Source organism: Arcobacter acticola (assembly GCF_013177675.1).
GTDB lineage: Bacteria > Campylobacterota > Campylobacteria > Campylobacterales > Arcobacteraceae > Aliarcobacter > Aliarcobacter acticola.
Map to the genome: position 1 here is coordinate 2,089,601 of NZ_CP042652.1, position 15,608 is coordinate 2,105,208.

Consider the following 15,608-nt stretch of genomic DNA (forward strand, 5'->3'; position numbering starts at 1 on the left):
AAATAGAAGTATGTTAAAAGTGTGCAATATTTCTATTTATGTAAAGTATACCCTTCTTGAGGTACATTTTTGATTATATTAATTGGAATTTTATTTCTAAGTTCTTTAATAAATGATTTTAAAGCATGACTTGTCATCTCCTTATCACTCCAAAGTTCAAACTCTATTTCTTCATATTTTAAAATTGAGCCTTTTTTTTCATACAATAGATGTAAAAATCTTTCTCTCTTTTTCTTAAATGAATAACTTCATCCCCTTTATAAATAAGTTCTCTTTTATGTGAATCTAAAAATAAATCCTCACACAATAAAATAGGTTCAACAGCTTTTATTAAATATTTTTCTAAGGCTTCATTTAACTTTTTTAAATTTAAAGGTTTTAAAATAAAATGACTAATATTTAGATTTATTAGTTCTATTAAATACTCTTCATTTGAATAAGCTGTTAACATAATAATCATAGTTTCATTATCTGTTTTTCTAATTTTTTTTACAAGTTCAAGACCATTGCAATCTTTCATTTGAATATCTGTTAATACAATCTTTGGTTTATAATACTCATAAAGTTCATAAGCTTCATTTCCATCACAAGCTTCATAAACTTCTTTAAAATAATACTTCAAAGTACTAACTATTGTATCTCTAATACCATCTTCATCTTCTACACATAATATGGAAATGTCTTTTAATTCTTTTAATAATTCTTCATTCATTTTCTATCCTGCTACTATTATTTTAAACACAGCACCATGAGCATCATTATAAATACTAAGTTCTCCACCCATATTTCGCTCAATTATTAACTTAGAAATATAGAGTCCAAGACCTGTACCTTTTGATGAATCTTTTGTACTGAAATATGGATCAAATATCAATTCTTGATTTTTTTGTGCAATACCACCTGCATTATCTTTTATTGTAATAATAGATAATATTCCTTTTGTATCAATATTTAAATCAATTTGTGGATTTTTTATACTTCTTTCAACTAAAATATCTGCTGCATTACTTAATATATTTAAAATAACTTGAGAAAACTCTGTTGGATACCCAAAAATTCTTTTGTCATTTTCTATATTTATATTTAATTTTATATTAAAATTTTTTAATGAAGCTCCAATAATATTTATTGCATTTTTACAAGAGTCTGAAACTAAGAACTCTTCTTTTACTTTATCGGGTTTATAAAAATTTCTAAAATCATCAATAGTATTTGACATAAACTGAATCATCTTATCACTTCGTTCAATTGCACCTAAGATATGTTTTTCATCAGCTTTTTTAAATCTAGTTGCAGTTTCAAGCTCCATCAAAATACCTGATAGTTCAGTAAGTGGTTGTCTCCATTGGTGTGCAATCATAGAAATCATAGAACCTATTCTTGCTAATTTAGCTTGCTCTAATATTTTTTTATCCTTTTGTTTTCCCTCTTCAATACCACTTTGTACTTTCATTGATAAGTTTTCATTTAAAGAGTGTAATTCTTCTTCTCGTTCTTGAACTTCAATTTTATATTTTTTCACAACATCTTTTGTAATTAAAATCATTATATATGAAAAAAATGCCATAAAAAGAGTAACCACTGAAGTAACCGCTAACATGAAACTACTATATTCTGTATTCATGATTTTATTTTCATTTATTTTATTTTCTATAAATAAATCTAAATTATTATTTTCTTTATTAGTTTGAAGATATAATTCTTTATACTCTTTTATATTAGACTCAAAATTATTAGAAGAAAGTTTTAAATGATATGAGATAGAAAGAAAAGTTATAAGAAAGATACTTAGAAAAGGGATAACAATTACAAAAAAAGGGATTCCTTCTTTGTTAAACATATAAGACCTTTTAATTATTATTTTAAATATATCATGTCTAAATATTACTTAAAAGTAAGTGTTTCTAACAAGAAATTTAAAGAAGAAGAATTTAAAATTCTTCTTCAAAGAAATAAAAGCTAAGCTTTCATTCCTTTATTTTTATTTTTTTTGTCGTTAATATTATCAACGATTTCTTTCCAAGTTTCTTTTTCAAAATTAAACTCTACGTAATCGTTATATCTAAGAACAGGAGTTTTCCCTTCTTTGATTTGTCTTTCATAACCTTTAATTAATTGTAAAACTGGTTTGTATAATAAAGCAATTACAATCATATTAATAACTGCTAATAATCCCATACTTAAATCAGCAAATGCGAAAATAGAACCTAAATCTTGAAATGAACCCCAAACAACAAGTAAAATACAAACTATTCTAAAAATATTGAAAACAAATACATTACCTTTAGAAAAGAAATTTAAACTATTTTCAGCTAAATAATAGTTATAAATCATTGAAGAAAAACCAAATAAAAATAATGCAATAGTAATAAAATAACCACCCATTGGACCAATATGCTCAATTAATGCATTTTGAGTTAATAAAATACCATCAGCACCATTAGCCCCTGGAGTATAAACACCTGATAAAAGAATTATAAATGCCGTACATGAACATAAAATAATTGTATCAATAAATACAGAGAATGATTGAACAATACCTTGTTGAACAGGATGCCCTACATAAGCAACTGCAGCTACGTTTGGAGCAGATCCAAGTCCTGCTTCATTTGAAAACATACCTCTTTTTGCACCTTGTAAAATAACAGCTCCAATACCACCACCAATAGCTGAACTTGGGTTAAACGCTTCATTAACAATCATTCCTATTAAACTTGGAATTTCATTAATATTTAAAACAATAACAACAAGTGCAATTAGTAAATATCCTAAAGCCATGATAGGTACAATAACTTCAGACATTCTAGCAATTCTTTTTACTCCACCAAAAATAGTAACCCCAAAAACAGCAGTAACTATTAAACCACCAATCCATGTTGGAAGATTAAATGAAGCTTCAAATGAAGTTGAAATAATAAAAGATTGAGTTGCATTAAAAGCAAAACCAAATGTAATAATTAATAAAATAGAAATAATTACACCTAACCATCTTTGACCTAATCCTTTTGTAGCATAATAAGCTGGACCACCTCTATAAACGCATGAATCATTACCATCTTTTTCTTTATATAGTTGTGCTAAAGAACACTCAAAAAAACTAGTTGCCATACCAACAAGTGCAATAACCCACATCCAAAATACAGCACCAGCTCCACCAAGTGTAATTGCAACCGCGACACCTGCAATATTACCACCACCAACTCGACCAGCAACACTTAGCATTAATGCTTGAAATGAACTAATATGACCATCTTTATCATGCACTGTATCTCTTAAGATATTGAACATCTTAAAAAAGTATCTAAATTGAACAAATCTAGAACTGATTGTAAAAAAAATCCCTAATGCAGGTAGTAAATATATTAATATATTACCCCATATAAGATCATTCAGAAAAGTATTGATTTCTGCGAACATTTATTCTCCTTGTTTATATATAAGAAAACTTTATCATGTAGGAGAGTGTTAAAAGTGTCTTTTAGTAATAAAAAATATAGTTTATATTAGAAAGTAAATAAAACTGAAAACAAAATAGTTTCAGTTTTATTTATAAAGAGTAAGAAGAGTTTATTTTTTTAATTCTTTTAATATTTTGATTAAATAATCAGCAGAATTTTTTGCACTTGATTTTAAAAATTCATCAAAATCAAATCCTGCATCCATATCAGCAGTATCAGAAATAGCTCTTAAAATAAAAAATGGTACATTTAAAGCATCACAAACAACAGCAACACTAGCGCCTTCCATTTCTAAAGCATCTGCATTAAAAGTATTTTCAATAAATTCTTTTCTTTGTGTTGAATGAACAAATTGATCACCTGTAGCAATTATTCCTTCGATAACTTTTAAATCATTTTCTTTTGCAACTTTTATAGCTACATCTCTTAATTCTTTTGAAGTTTCAACAAATACTTTTCCACCAGGAACATATCCGTGAGGATGACCAAAAGCTGTAATATCTAAATCATGTTGGCATAATTTATCAGCAATAATTAAATCACCAATTTTTAGCTTAGGATTAATTCCACCTGCAACACCTGAAAATAATAAAGTATCACATCCAAATTTTTCAATCATTGTTGAAGCAGTTAAAGAAGCAAAAACTTTTCCTATTTTTGAATAAGCTATTACAATATCTAAACCATTATAATTTACTTCATAATATTTATTATTTGCATATTCAACAACATTTACTTTATCAAAATATGCTAAAAGAGGTTCAATTTCTTCTTCCATTGCCCCCATTATTGCTAATTTAGTCATTTAATTCACCAATAACACTCTCTAAAGATTTCATATCAGAAACATTTAGTGTAGGAACTTTTGTAATTTTTCTATTTAGACCTTTTAAAACTATTCCATTTCCAAACTCTATAAATAAATCAATTTTTGATTCATGTGCCATAATTGATTGTTTATATTTAACTGGACTTGTAAGTTGAGCAGATAATAACTCAATAGCTTCATCTTTTGTAGTATATGCTTCAGTACTAACATTTGAAATAATAGGCATAAATTCATCTTTTAAATACTCTTCTAAATAAGGTTTTAAATTTTCAACAGCAGATGTTAATAATTCACAATGAGAAGCAACTGACATATCTAAAACAATAGCTCTTTTTGCACCTGCTTCTTTGAATACTTCAACTAAAGACTCTAAATCAGCTTTAATACCAGCAAGAACTAATTGACCATCCATATTATAGTTCGCTGGCCAAACTTGTTTTCCAGCATCTCTTTGCTCTTCACAAATTTTTTCAACAGCATCATCATCAATTCCAACTAATGCCATCATTCCAGCCCCTCCACCTAAACAAGCTTCAGTCATAAATAAACCTCTTCTATGAACTAATTCAATAGCATCTAAATAATTAATTGCGCCAGCTGCAACTAAAGCTGAAAACTCACCTAATGAATGTCCTAAAACAAATTCTGGAACAATATTACATTTTTCTTTGAAAATAGCATTAGCAATTGAACTTACAAGTAAAATTGCAGGTTGAGTAAATTCAGTTTTTCCTAAATTTTCATTTTCTTCAAATAATAGTTTTTCAAAATCAACATTTAATCTAGCGCTTGCATTAGAAATCATTTCCTTTGCAATTTCACTATTTTCAAAGAAATCTTTTCCCATTCCAATTGTTTGACTTCCTTGACCTGGAAAAATAAAAGCAATTTTTTTCATATGTTTTAACCTTATTGTAAATTTTATATTAAATTAAAAAAGCAATTATACACTTTTAATTTAGTCTTTAAAATAAAAAAGCCCAAGAGCTTCGTGCTCTTGGGCTTTTTTTGATATTTTTGTCATAATTAAATCTGAGATTTAATCCAAAGTGTTTCGCATACTGCGAACTAATGACAACCACAACCACCATGTGATTGTTTAGGTTGTTCAGATCCACAAGAACCTCCACCATGGTCATGTCCATGATCGTGACCACCGCCACCACCACAACAACCACCACCCATAGCAGCCATTCCACCAACAACACCTGTTTGAACTTCTTCTTCAGTTGCATCTCTTAAAGATAATACAGAAACTGAGAACATTAAAGTTCTTCCAGCCATTGGGTGATTGTAATCAATTGTTACATCAGAATCAGAGAAAGATTTAACTACAACTTGTACAGTTTCACCTTGTTCACCAGTTCCATATAAAGACATCCCTTCAGTTAATTCAATACCAGCAAATTGCTCTTTTGGTAAAACTTGAACTGCTTCATCATTATATTCACCATAAGCAAGTGCAGGCTCTACTAGAACATCTGCTTCTTCATTTGCAGCCATTTCAACTAATTTAGACTCAAGCCCTGGAATAATTTGACCTTTTCCTGAAATAAATTCTAATGGTGCTTGACCAACGTTTGTATCTAATTGTTCACCAGTTTTTGCATCTTTTAATGTATATTCAATACCAATTACTTTTGACATATATTTTCCTTATTAATTATTATTATAATTTAGTTAAATTTTTTTTCGCTATCCCAGCTTCACTTGAACTTGGATAAAGATCTATTAATGTACTATAAAAATTCTTAGCATTTTCTTTATCTTTAGTATTTTCAAATGAAATAGCACTATGCAATAATAATGTAGGCATATAAGCTGCTTTATCATAAAGTACAGCAGATTTTTTAAAATGACTTATTGCAAGATCATATTTTTTTCTTATATACCACATTTCACCTAGGTAAAAATTACTCTCAGCTGGTTTATAATTTACTTCTACAAGTTTTTCATATTTAGGAATCGCACTATTATAATTTTTAGCATCAAAATCACTTTTTGCATCATTTAAAAGTTTTACTTTATCTTCTGCAGTTAGATTTTCTTTTATTACTTCATCAGCTGATACTTTCGTTTCCACTGCTGATGATTTTGCTTGGTTAGTTTTTGTTGGAGTTACTTGAGTGGTTTTTACTCCTAGAGTCTTTTTTAAAGCCTCAAATTCCTCTCTTGTAATAAATTGTTGCATATTTTTTTCTAATTCTGAAGAAGAAACATAATCTGAATTTATTTTATTTACTAGAGTTGAAATTTTAGCAAGTGCAGCTTTTAAAGTATTAATACTTTCTTTCATCTCTTTTTCAGAGTCGCTTTTCATATTTAGAAGTTGTTGAGATACATTTTTTATTTCAGCGGCATCGCCGTTAGAAGCTAAATCTGAAGATTGGCCTATTTTCTGTGATAATTCGTTAATCTTCAACACTGTTGAATTTAACTTTGCAGAATCACCTTCATATGTAGATTCTAAGCCTTCTAATCTTCTATTAATAGCTTCAATCAATGAATTCATATCCCCAACTTTTGAAGATAAAGAATTAATATTTGTTTGGTTCTTTAAAATATGCTTTTCCGAAGAATTTAATCCATAAGGACTATTTGCATTTAAATTTCCTGCATCAAATACCGAAACCTCTTGGGCTCCGGCTATTGAAGATACTACTAATAGAGATAGAAGATACTTATTCATTTAAATTATTTACTTAAATCGTGTTCAACTCTTCTGTTTTTTGCCCAACAATCTTTAGTTTTTTCAGTACATACTGGAGAACTTTCACCTAATGAAACTAAAGAAACGTTTGCAACAACACCATTAGCAACTAATACATCTTTAACAGAGTTAGCTCTTTTTAATCCTAATGCGTAGTTATACTCATCAGTTCCCCATTCGTCTGTATTACCAGAAACTTTAACAGTAGTATCAGATTTTAATGCAGCTAATTTAGAAGCATTTGACATTGCATTTTCTTTGTTTTCACCAGCTAAGTCATATTTATCAAAACCAAAATAGATGTTAGCAATAAATACTTTTTGACCGTTAATCATAAAATATTGACCATCAGCAGTTTTTTCTAAAGCAGAGAAGCTTCCATCAGCAATATTTGTGTCAGGAATAGTATTAGCTACTTCTGGTTGCGCAACATTTTCAACATTCATATCAGCATTTTTCTCACTACAACCTGTAGCAAATAATAAAGCTGCAACTAAAACAGAGTAAAGACCTAATTTTTTCATAATTTTTTTCCTTGAAGTAAAATTTGTGGAATAATACTGAACTGAACCTTAATTATAGTTTACGTTTTCATATTTCAACACATTTACTTATAATATCTAAATAAATATTAATTTTCATTCAGTAATGAAAGTATAAATCAAATAAACTTAAAGTTTAAGAATAAAATATAAAAATGTATTTTTGGTTACAAAAGAAGTTTTAAAGCCCATATAATGGGATATCATTAAAATAGTATAATGAGATAATTTCTATAAAAAAGATTTAGAAAAGAAATTTATGAAAAAAATAAAAAATCTAAACCAAATGTATAAAAATACATTTGATTTAGCATGTTTTTACCAATCAATAGATTGAATTCTTCCACCACTTAATGGGAAAAGGAATGATTTACTATATTCAAGTCTAATTATACCAACAGAACTAACTCCGCTTAATGATTTAATAAACAATAATGTTTGTCCATCATTAGAGAATTTAGGGAATTGGTTAATCCCACTTGATGTTAATCTTGTTAAATTATCTGTTTTAGTAGATATTAAATAAAGATTAAAACTTTTATCAGCTAATTCATTACTTGAATCTTTACTACTATATACAATTGAATTTTTGTATGCAGTAGCAGACGAGTTATTATTACTATGGTAAACTAATCTTTCAACAGCAGTAGAATTTATACCTTGAGCAAAAATATTTGGATTTCCAAGTCTATCTGAAACAAATACTATTCTTGAATCATCTTCGATAAATTGTGCACCAACATCAATTCCACTAAATTTAGTTATTTGTTTTTTTGCTTTTGTTCTTGCATCAACTAAAAATACATCTGGTTGATTGTTTGGTGATGCTGTAACCAATAATTTACTTCCATCATCATTTACATCAGAACAAGCTATCATTCCATCAGACTCCATAATAACATCTTTACTTCTAGTATAAATGTTTAGTTTAACCAAAGTAGGATTTTTATAATTGTATGATGTATAGTAAATAGTTTTTTGATCTTTATCTGCCCATTTAGGGAAAATATTTAAACCACCTGTAACAACTGTCTTCTTATAAGTTAAAGTATAATCACCAATTAAGATATCTGCTTTACCAGGACCTTTATATACAGAGAAAACAACAAATTTATCCATCCAATCTACACTAGGTGCTTTGAAAAATGTATTAATTGATATTGCAGCTTTATGTGCTAAGAAAACATATCTATCTTCTTGTGATGTAGTAAAGTTTTTTTCTAAAATCAAAGCTCTTGCATTAATGTCATATAATTTAGTCATTAATGTATACTCACCAGATGCTTCTTTTCTAGCTGATAAATTTAAAAATAAGCTAACACCTTGATTAGATAAACCAATAATATCCGGTAAATCTTCATATGCTGCTCTACTTGTAACAGTAGCAATTTCAAAGTGCCCTGTTACTCCTAAATCATCAATTAAACTTTTTCTAATTTTTCCTAAAGTTTCAATTTCTGTTGCATTACTAGAAACAGAAACTAAAATTTTTGGTATTGAATTTGCTTTTTTAACAATTTCTAAATTTGCATCAACTTCTGCAAAAACTGTACTTAATATCATTGATATTAACAAAAATATTTTAAACATAATTTTTATCCTTCCGATTTGAAATCAACATTAATTCTGATTGCTTTATCTTTTGTAGGTATTGGATAAGGAATATTCCTTTGTTCATCCAAAAATGCCTGTAAAGACGTGTCAAATGCTTCATCACCTGATTTATTTACAAAACGATAATCAAACTTACCATTTAAATCAATCATAATTAAAACAACAGCCTTTAGTCCAGAACCAACTGGTACCCAAACTGATAATAAATCACTAACTTTTGAAAAATATTCATCATTCTCAACGCCTTTATTTGCATTGGTACTTTTTGCATTAGTTGTAGTTTTTTCATCATCTAACAGTTTATCAATCTTAATATTTGAAGATTTTTTTTCTTTTTCAAATTTAGATTTAAATCTTTTAGGATCTGCTGATTTTTCAACATTATTAACTTCTTCTTTTGCAACTTCTTTTGCTGTTTCTTTAACATTTGCAAATAAAGATTTTAAATCAGGTCTTTTTTCATTTGAAACTGAAGCAGTTTTTTCTTGTACTTCTTCTTTTTCAATTTTTTTCTCTGCTTTTTTCTGAATCATTTTCTTATCACTTTTTTCAACAATCATATCAAGTTCAATTGTTGTTGAAGTTGGAGCGATACTAATCATCTTTGGCTCAGGGCTCATAATATAAAAAAGGATTCCAAGACATAACATAACATAAAATGAAATCGCTATTATACCTGAAATTATAAATGAAGATCTATTTTGCATTTACTATCCATCTGTTACTAATGATACTTTAAGAAAACCTGCTTCTTTAACTGATTTTAAAACAAAAATAATATCATCATATTTTAGATCTTTATCTGCTCTAATATATATTGGAGTAGCTTGATCTTTACCAGTTGAAAACAATAAAAAGCTATCTGGGAAATTAGTTATTTCTACTTTATTTTTATTTAATGTGACAATTCTATCTTTTGTAATTATAATATCTATTTTTTGAAAATCTTGTACTTGTTTAGATTTACTTCCAACAGGAAGTTGAATAGGTTCTTCAAACTCAATTACTGGAGCTGTAACCATTAATATAGCTAATAAAACTAACATAATATCAACTAAAGGTGTAATATTTAATTCTGGTTTATCATTAAAATCGTACACTATATTAGCCTTTAGCAATTAAAATTTGCGATTCTGCCTTAAGATAAATATTTAATTCATATATTTTTCTTGAAATAATTTGATGGAATGTATACGCAAATATTGCTACTAAAATACCAGCAGCTGTTGCAACTAATGCTTCGGAAATTGCAGGAGCAATTACAGAAAAAGCAACTTTTGATTGACTTGCAAATTTTGCAAATGATTCTAATATACCAACAACCGTTCCAAAAAGACCAATAAAAGGTGATGTTGAAGATATTATTGCTAACCATGAAATACCTTGGCTTGCATCTTTAATTAAATTAATTTCGCATGCATATAGTAATTCTTTAGAATTTGAATTATTAGAGCACTTATTTAGTGCCGACAGTGGGGAAAACCTAGCTTCTCTTGAAGTTAATGATTCTAATGCTTTTTTTTCGTTACTAATAAGTTTAGTAAGAGCAGCATTTCGATAAAAGAAAATCCAAAATGTAATGATTAGGTACGTTGACAATAGTGCTAAAACTATATAAGTTATAGCACTACTATTTGCCAAATAATTTAGTAATGTAGTTATCATGAGCTTTTATGCAAATGAGTTAATTTTTGCTTCAACAGCAGCAACTGAAATATTAGAATCTTTTACAGATTTAACTAATTCTCTAGCAGCTTCAATGTTTTTAGCAAGTTCAGAGTCTTTTCCAGCTGTTAATGCAATAGCTCCATCTGCTAATACATCAACCGATTTTTCATCTACTTTTGCATGTCCCCAGTTAATAGCAACTGCTTCAGTAGAATTTGCTTTTTCAATAACAATTACACCAACCGTTAATGAAGAAACTAATGATGAGTGTCCTGGTAGAACACCGAACTCTCCCTCTTTTCCAGGAAGAGTTACAGTTTTTACGTCATCATTAAATATTTCTCCATTAGGTGTAACTATTGATAATCTAATTGTATCCATGTTATGCCTTATGGTTTTTTGTTATTTCATTTTCTCGGCTTTAGCAAGAACCTCGTCGATTCCACCAACCATATAGAATGCCATTTCAGGGATGTTGTCATATTTACCAGCTAAAATTCCTTGGAATCCTGCAATAGTATCTTTTAATTCAACATATTTACCTGGGCTTCCTGTAAACACTTCAGCAACGAAGAATGGTTGAGATAAAAATCTTTCGATTTTTCTTGCTCTTGAAACAACAAGCTTATCAGATTCTGATAACTCATCCATACCAAGAATAGCAATAATATCTTGTAAATCTTTATACTTTTGTAATACAGACTGAACGCCTCTAGCTACATCGTAATGCTCTTGACCTAAAATATCTGCACTTAAGATTCTTGAAGATGAATCTAGTGGATCAACTGCTGGGTAGATACCTTTTTCAGCAATTTTTCTATTAAGAACTGTAGTTGCATCTAAGTGAGCAAAAACAGAAGCTGGTGCTGGATCTGTTAAGTCATCCGCTGGTACGTAAACTGCTTGAACAGAAGTAATAGAACCTTTAGAAGTAGAAGTAATTCTTTCTTGTAATTTTCCCATTTCTGATGCAAGTGTAGGTTGGTATCCAACAGCTGAAGGAATTCTTCCTAATAAAGCTGACATTTCAGAACCTGATTGTGCAAATCTAAAAATATTATCAACGAACATTAATACGTCAAGACCTTTTTCATCTCTAAAGTATTCAGCCATTGTTAAACCTGTTAATGCAATTCTATTTCTAGCTCCTGGAGGCTCACTCATTTGACCATAGCACAGTGCAACTTTGTCAAGAACGTTTGAGTCTTTCATCTCATGGTAAAGGTCATTCCCTTCTCTTGTTCTTTCTCCAACACCTGCGAATACTGAGTATCCTGAGTGTTTAAATGCAACGTTATGGATTAATTCCATGATAATAACTGTTTTACCAACACCAGCACCACCAAATAGTCCAACTTTTCCACCTTTTGAATATGGTGCTAAAAGGTCAACAACTTTGATACCTGTTTCAAACATTTCTGTTTTTGTTGATTGCTCTTCAAAAGAAGGAGCAGATCTATGAATAGACCATCTTTCAGTATCTGCAGGAATTGCTTCACCTTCATCAACTGGATCACCAATTACATTGAAGATTCTTCCAAGTACAGCTTCACCAACTGGAACTTTAATAGGTCCACCTGTAGCAATACACTCTTGACCTCTAGTTAAACCTTCTGTCATATCCATAGCAATAGTTCTAACTCTACTATCACCAATATGCGCAGCAACTTCTAATACTAATCTATCAGCATTAGCATTAGCTAATACTACATCAATAGCTTCGTTAATTTCTGGTAAGTATCCGTCGAACTCTACGTCAACAACCGGACCCATTACCTGAAGAATTTTACCTTTCATGCGGGCAGCTCCTTTAAATTATTTTAATGCTTCAACACCACTGATAATTTCTATCAGCTCTGTTGTAATTGCAGCTTGTCTAGCTTTGTTATATTCTACTGTTAAACTATTAACTTTCTCTTTTGCATTTTTAGTTGCAGCTTCCATTGCTTGCATTCTTGCAGAATGCTCAGCAGCTAAAGAGTCAATTAAAGCATAATACATATTGAAATCAATATATTTTTCTGTTAATTCATTTAACACTTCGTCTTCATCATCTTCAGGTTCAATATTTAGCATAGAAGCAGTATCACTAATTTCAACTTTTTCTAAACTGATTGGTAATAATTCTCTAACTCTAATTTCTTGAGCTAGCATATTTAAGAATCCATTATAAACTAAAACTACCTTATCAGTAACTTCGTTTTTAAAGTCTTCTACAACATCATTAATAAAATCAGCTGCTCTATCATAATCAGGAGCAGAAGATAAATCAGAAACTTTTTGTTCTAAAGTCATACCTTGGAAAGAGAAGAAATCAACTCCCTTTCTTCCAGCGGCTCTTAATCTAACTTTTGTACCTTTAGCTTCATATTGTGCAATTAATTTACTAACTGCTTTAATAGTTGCCATATTAAAACCACCGCAAAGTCCTTTATCAGCAGTTACAAAAACAATATCAACTGTTTTTGGAGTGTCATTTTGTACAAATGCTCTACTAATATTTCCTTCGTCTTGAACTTTGCTAACTCTAGCAGCAATATCAGAAAGAACGTCATTTATTTTTCTTGAATAACTTCTAGCTTGCTCAGACAATTGTCTTGTTCGAGTAAGCTTTGCAGAAGAAACAAGCTTCATAGCTTTAGTTGTTTTCTGAGTATTTTTAACACTACCTATTTTTACTTTTATTTCTTTTAAGTTAGCCATTGACTAATCCTTAGTTTGCACTAAATACAGTTTTGAACTCTTCTAATGCAGCTTTTAATTGCGCTTCTGTATCATCATCAATTTTTTGTTTAGATTTAATAGCTTCTAAAATATTAGAATACTTTTGTTCAAAGAACGCATGTAATTCAGCTTCAAATCTTACAACATCACTAACAGCAACATCATTTAAGTAACCTTTTGTACCAGCATAAATAATAACAACTTGTTTTTCAATAACAAGTGGTTTATTTACACCTTGTTTTAATACTTCAACCATTCTTTGACCAAGCTCTAATTCTCTTCTAGTTGCTTCATCTAAGTCAGATGCGAATTGTGCAAATGCTTCAAGTTCTCTATATTGTGCAAGTGATAATTTTAAAGTACCAGCAACTTGTTTAGTAGCTTTAATTTGTGCAGCTCCACCAACTCTTGAAACTGATAAACCAACATTAATTGCAGGTCTAATACCTGAGTTAAATAAGTTAGTTTCTAAGAAAATTTGACCATCAGTAATAGAAATAACGTTTGTTGGAATATACGCAGCAACGTCTCCAGCTTGAGTTTCGATGATTGGTAATGCAGTCATAGACCCAGCACCTCTTTCATCAGACATCTTAGCAGCTCTTTCTAATAATCTTGAATGTAGATAGAATACATCTCCTGGATATGCTTCTCGACCTGGAGGTCTTCTTAAAATTAATGACATTTCTCTATATGCAACAGCATGTTTAGATAAATCATCATAAATAATAAGTGCATGTTTACCATTATCTCTAAAGAATTCACCAATAGTAACACCTGTATATGGTGCTAAAAATTGTAATGCAGCAGAATCAGCAGCTGAAGCGTTAACAACAATTGTATATTCCATTGCACCTGATTCTTCTAATGTTCTAACAACAGAAGCAACAGAAGATGATTTTTGACCAATAGCTACATAAATACAAATTACATTCTCACCTTTTTGGTTAAGAATTGTATCGATTGCAACTGTAGTTTTACCAGTTTGTCTATCACCAATAATAAGCTCTCTTTGTCCTCTTCCGATTGGAACAAGTGCATCAATTGCTTTAATACCAGTTTGTAAAGGTTCATGAACTGATTTTCTAGCCATAATCCCAGGAGCTTTTTCTTCAACTAATCTTGACTCAGTTGAAGCAATTTCACCTTTACCATCAATTGGTTCACCAAGAGCATTTACTACTCTTCCAACCATTCCATCACCAACAGGAGTAGATAAAAGTTCTCCAAGTCTTCTACAAGAAGTACCTTCTCTAAGACCTGTACCTTTTCCAAGTATAACAACACCAACTGAAGATTCTTCTAAGTTAGAAGCAAGACCTCTCTCACCATTTTCAAACTCAACAATTTCCCCAGCCATAACATTTTTTAGACCGTAAACTTGAGCAATACCATCTGCATAAGAGATAATTTTACCTGTTTCATTTACATCTACATTTAATTCAAAGTTATCAATTCTTTCTTTTATAATAGAACTGATTTCATCAGCTTGAATTTTTGCACCCATTCAATTTCTCCTTTGTAAGTTCTAAACTGCTTTTAAAATATGATCTATTAACTGTGATTTTAATCTCTCTTTTGAGAAAGAAATTTCAACCCCTAGTCCATCAATATCTACTTTAATACCATCGTAATCACAAACATTTTGTGATAATGATAATTTAACATCAAATTTTTTACTAAATTGTTTTTCTATTGAAGATACATAATCATTAGATAACTCTTGATTAGTATAAACAACTCCAACATAACTATTATTCATTTTTGCAATTTGAGAATCTAACTCTTTTGCAATAAATGGTAATAATCCTAGTCTTCTTTTTTCACCAAGTATTTTGATGAAATTATTTAAAGTTTCATCTTTTGCTGCATCACATAAAGAGATAATTAAATCTACTTTTGAAGAAACAGCAATCTCAGGAGAAGACACTATCGAATTGAATTTTTCATCAGCAAATGCTGAAGAAATAACATTTAGCTTACCGCTAATAGCAACTATAGTTTCACTATTTCTACCATCAACTAACGCTTTTACGTATCTTTTTGCAACTAAATCATTCATG

The 15,608-nt window shown here is 29.6% G+C and carries 18 protein-coding genes; all 18 read right to left on the minus strand.

Annotation, left to right across the window (positions count from 1 at the left end; translation table 11 throughout):
- Positions 1-32: 32 nt before the first annotated feature.
- A complete protein-coding gene (locus AACT_RS15545) occupies positions 33-206 on the minus strand; it encodes a winged helix-turn-helix domain-containing protein (RefSeq protein WP_228720478.1) in 174 nt (57 codons plus the stop codon).
- Positions 179-712 (minus strand): response regulator transcription factor, encoded by a 534-nt coding sequence (locus AACT_RS10695; protein ID WP_228720479.1) that lies wholly within the window; start codon positions 710-712, stop codon positions 179-181. Before AACT_RS10695 ends, AACT_RS15545 begins: the two co-directional genes overlap by 28 nt.
- Before the next feature lie 3 nt (positions 713-715).
- Positions 716-1,840: a sensor histidine kinase gene (locus tag AACT_RS10700; RefSeq protein WP_172126792.1), complete on the minus strand. Its 1,125-nt coding sequence runs from the start codon at positions 1,838-1,840 to the stop codon at positions 716-718.
- Positions 1,841-1,959: 119 nt separating this feature from the next.
- A complete protein-coding gene (locus AACT_RS10705; RefSeq protein WP_172126793.1) occupies positions 1,960-3,417 on the minus strand; it encodes an alanine/glycine:cation symporter family protein in 1,458 nt (485 codons plus the stop codon).
- A 150-nt stretch (positions 3,418-3,567) separates the two neighbouring features.
- Positions 3,568-4,263, minus strand: a complete 696-nt coding sequence (locus AACT_RS10710) for a 5'-methylthioadenosine/adenosylhomocysteine nucleosidase (RefSeq protein WP_172126794.1) — start codon at positions 4,261-4,263, stop codon at positions 3,568-3,570.
- Positions 4,256-5,185: an ACP S-malonyltransferase gene (gene fabD / locus AACT_RS10715; protein WP_172126795.1), complete on the minus strand. Its 930-nt coding sequence runs from the start codon at positions 5,183-5,185 to the stop codon at positions 4,256-4,258. The genes AACT_RS10710 and fabD overlap by 8 nt, the downstream gene beginning before the upstream one ends.
- 170 nt (positions 5,186-5,355) lie before the next feature.
- Entirely contained in the window at positions 5,356-5,934 is a 579-nt protein-coding gene (locus AACT_RS10720) for an FKBP-type peptidyl-prolyl cis-trans isomerase (protein ID WP_172126796.1), read from the minus strand.
- Positions 5,935-5,956: 22 nt separating this feature from the next.
- Complete coding sequence (locus AACT_RS10725; RefSeq protein WP_172126797.1) at positions 5,957-6,976, minus strand: tetratricopeptide repeat protein; 1,020 nt, start codon at positions 6,974-6,976, stop codon at positions 5,957-5,959.
- A gap of 5 nt (positions 6,977-6,981) precedes the next feature.
- The gene (locus tag AACT_RS10730; RefSeq protein WP_172126798.1) at positions 6,982-7,521 is read right to left on the minus strand and encodes an OmpA family protein; all 540 of its coding nucleotides are present in this window, start codon (positions 7,519-7,521) and stop codon (positions 6,982-6,984) included.
- Between the two features lie 336 nt (positions 7,522-7,857).
- Entirely contained in the window at positions 7,858-9,129 is a 1,272-nt protein-coding gene (gene tolB, locus AACT_RS10735) for a Tol-Pal system protein TolB (protein WP_172126799.1), read from the minus strand.
- A gap of 5 nt (positions 9,130-9,134) precedes the next feature.
- Entirely contained in the window at positions 9,135-9,860 is a 726-nt protein-coding gene (locus AACT_RS10740; RefSeq protein WP_172126800.1) for a TonB C-terminal domain-containing protein, read from the minus strand.
- A 3-nt stretch (positions 9,861-9,863) separates the two neighbouring features.
- Complete coding sequence (locus AACT_RS10745; protein WP_172126801.1) at positions 9,864-10,253, minus strand: biopolymer transporter ExbD; 390 nt, start codon at positions 10,251-10,253, stop codon at positions 9,864-9,866.
- Positions 10,254-10,257: 4 nt separating this feature from the next.
- On the minus strand, positions 10,258-10,818 hold the full coding sequence (locus tag AACT_RS10750; RefSeq protein WP_172126802.1) for a MotA/TolQ/ExbB proton channel family protein: 561 nt from the start codon (positions 10,816-10,818) through the stop codon (positions 10,258-10,260).
- Between the two features lie 6 nt (positions 10,819-10,824).
- Entirely contained in the window at positions 10,825-11,202 is a 378-nt protein-coding gene (gene atpC, locus AACT_RS10755) for an ATP synthase F1 subunit epsilon (RefSeq protein WP_172126804.1), read from the minus strand.
- Positions 11,203-11,223: 21 nt separating this feature from the next.
- Positions 11,224-12,618, minus strand: coding sequence for a F0F1 ATP synthase subunit beta (atpD, locus tag AACT_RS10760; RefSeq protein ID WP_172126806.1), 1,395 nt, complete (start codon positions 12,616-12,618; stop codon positions 11,224-11,226).
- A gap of 18 nt (positions 12,619-12,636) precedes the next feature.
- Positions 12,637-13,524, minus strand: coding sequence for an ATP synthase F1 subunit gamma (gene atpG, locus AACT_RS10765; protein WP_172126808.1), 888 nt, complete (start codon positions 13,522-13,524; stop codon positions 12,637-12,639).
- Positions 13,525-13,534: 10 nt separating this feature from the next.
- A complete protein-coding gene (gene atpA, locus AACT_RS10770; RefSeq protein WP_172126810.1) occupies positions 13,535-15,052 on the minus strand; it encodes a F0F1 ATP synthase subunit alpha in 1,518 nt (505 codons plus the stop codon).
- 21 nt (positions 15,053-15,073) lie between these two features.
- Positions 15,074-15,607, minus strand: a complete 534-nt coding sequence (locus tag AACT_RS10775; RefSeq protein ID WP_172126812.1) for a F0F1 ATP synthase subunit delta — start codon at positions 15,605-15,607, stop codon at positions 15,074-15,076.
- Position 15,608 lies beyond the last annotated feature (1 nt).

Excerpts from the sequence above, each read along its gene's own strand:
- AACT_RS10695 (WP_228720479.1), bottom strand. The coding sequence starts at position 712 with ATGAATGAAGAATTATTAAAAGAATTAAAAGACATTTCCATATTATGT.
- AACT_RS10700 (WP_172126792.1), bottom strand. The coding sequence starts at position 1,840 with ATGTTTAACAAAGAAGGAATCCCTTTTTTTGTAATTGTTATCCCTTTT.
- AACT_RS10705 (WP_172126793.1), bottom strand. The coding sequence starts at position 3,417 with ATGTTCGCAGAAATCAATACTTTTCTGAATGATCTTATATGGGGTAAT.
- AACT_RS10710 (WP_172126794.1), bottom strand. The coding sequence starts at position 4,263 with ATGACTAAATTAGCAATAATGGGGGCAATGGAAGAAGAAATTGAACCT.
- fabD (WP_172126795.1), bottom strand. The coding sequence starts at position 5,185 with ATGAAAAAAATTGCTTTTATTTTTCCAGGTCAAGGAAGTCAAACAATT.
- AACT_RS10720 (WP_172126796.1), bottom strand. The coding sequence starts at position 5,934 with ATGTCAAAAGTAATTGGTATTGAATATACATTAAAAGATGCAAAAACT.
- AACT_RS10725 (WP_172126797.1), bottom strand. The coding sequence starts at position 6,976 with ATGAATAAGTATCTTCTATCTCTATTAGTAGTATCTTCAATAGCCGGA.
- AACT_RS10730 (WP_172126798.1), bottom strand. The coding sequence starts at position 7,521 with ATGAAAAAATTAGGTCTTTACTCTGTTTTAGTTGCAGCTTTATTATTT.
- tolB (WP_172126799.1), bottom strand. The coding sequence starts at position 9,129 with ATGTTTAAAATATTTTTGTTAATATCAATGATATTAAGTACAGTTTTT.
- AACT_RS10740 (WP_172126800.1), bottom strand. The coding sequence starts at position 9,860 with ATGCAAAATAGATCTTCATTTATAATTTCAGGTATAATAGCGATTTCA.
- AACT_RS10750 (WP_172126802.1), bottom strand. The coding sequence starts at position 10,818 with ATGATAACTACATTACTAAATTATTTGGCAAATAGTAGTGCTATAACT.
- atpC (WP_172126804.1), bottom strand. The coding sequence starts at position 11,202 with ATGGATACAATTAGATTATCAATAGTTACACCTAATGGAGAAATATTT.
- atpD (WP_172126806.1), bottom strand. The coding sequence starts at position 12,618 with ATGAAAGGTAAAATTCTTCAGGTAATGGGTCCGGTTGTTGACGTAGAG.
- atpG (WP_172126808.1), bottom strand. The coding sequence starts at position 13,524 with ATGGCTAACTTAAAAGAAATAAAAGTAAAAATAGGTAGTGTTAAAAAT.
- atpA (WP_172126810.1), bottom strand. The coding sequence starts at position 15,052 with ATGGGTGCAAAAATTCAAGCTGATGAAATCAGTTCTATTATAAAAGAA.
- AACT_RS10775 (WP_172126812.1), bottom strand. The coding sequence starts at position 15,607 with ATGAATGATTTAGTTGCAAAAAGATACGTAAAAGCGTTAGTTGATGGT.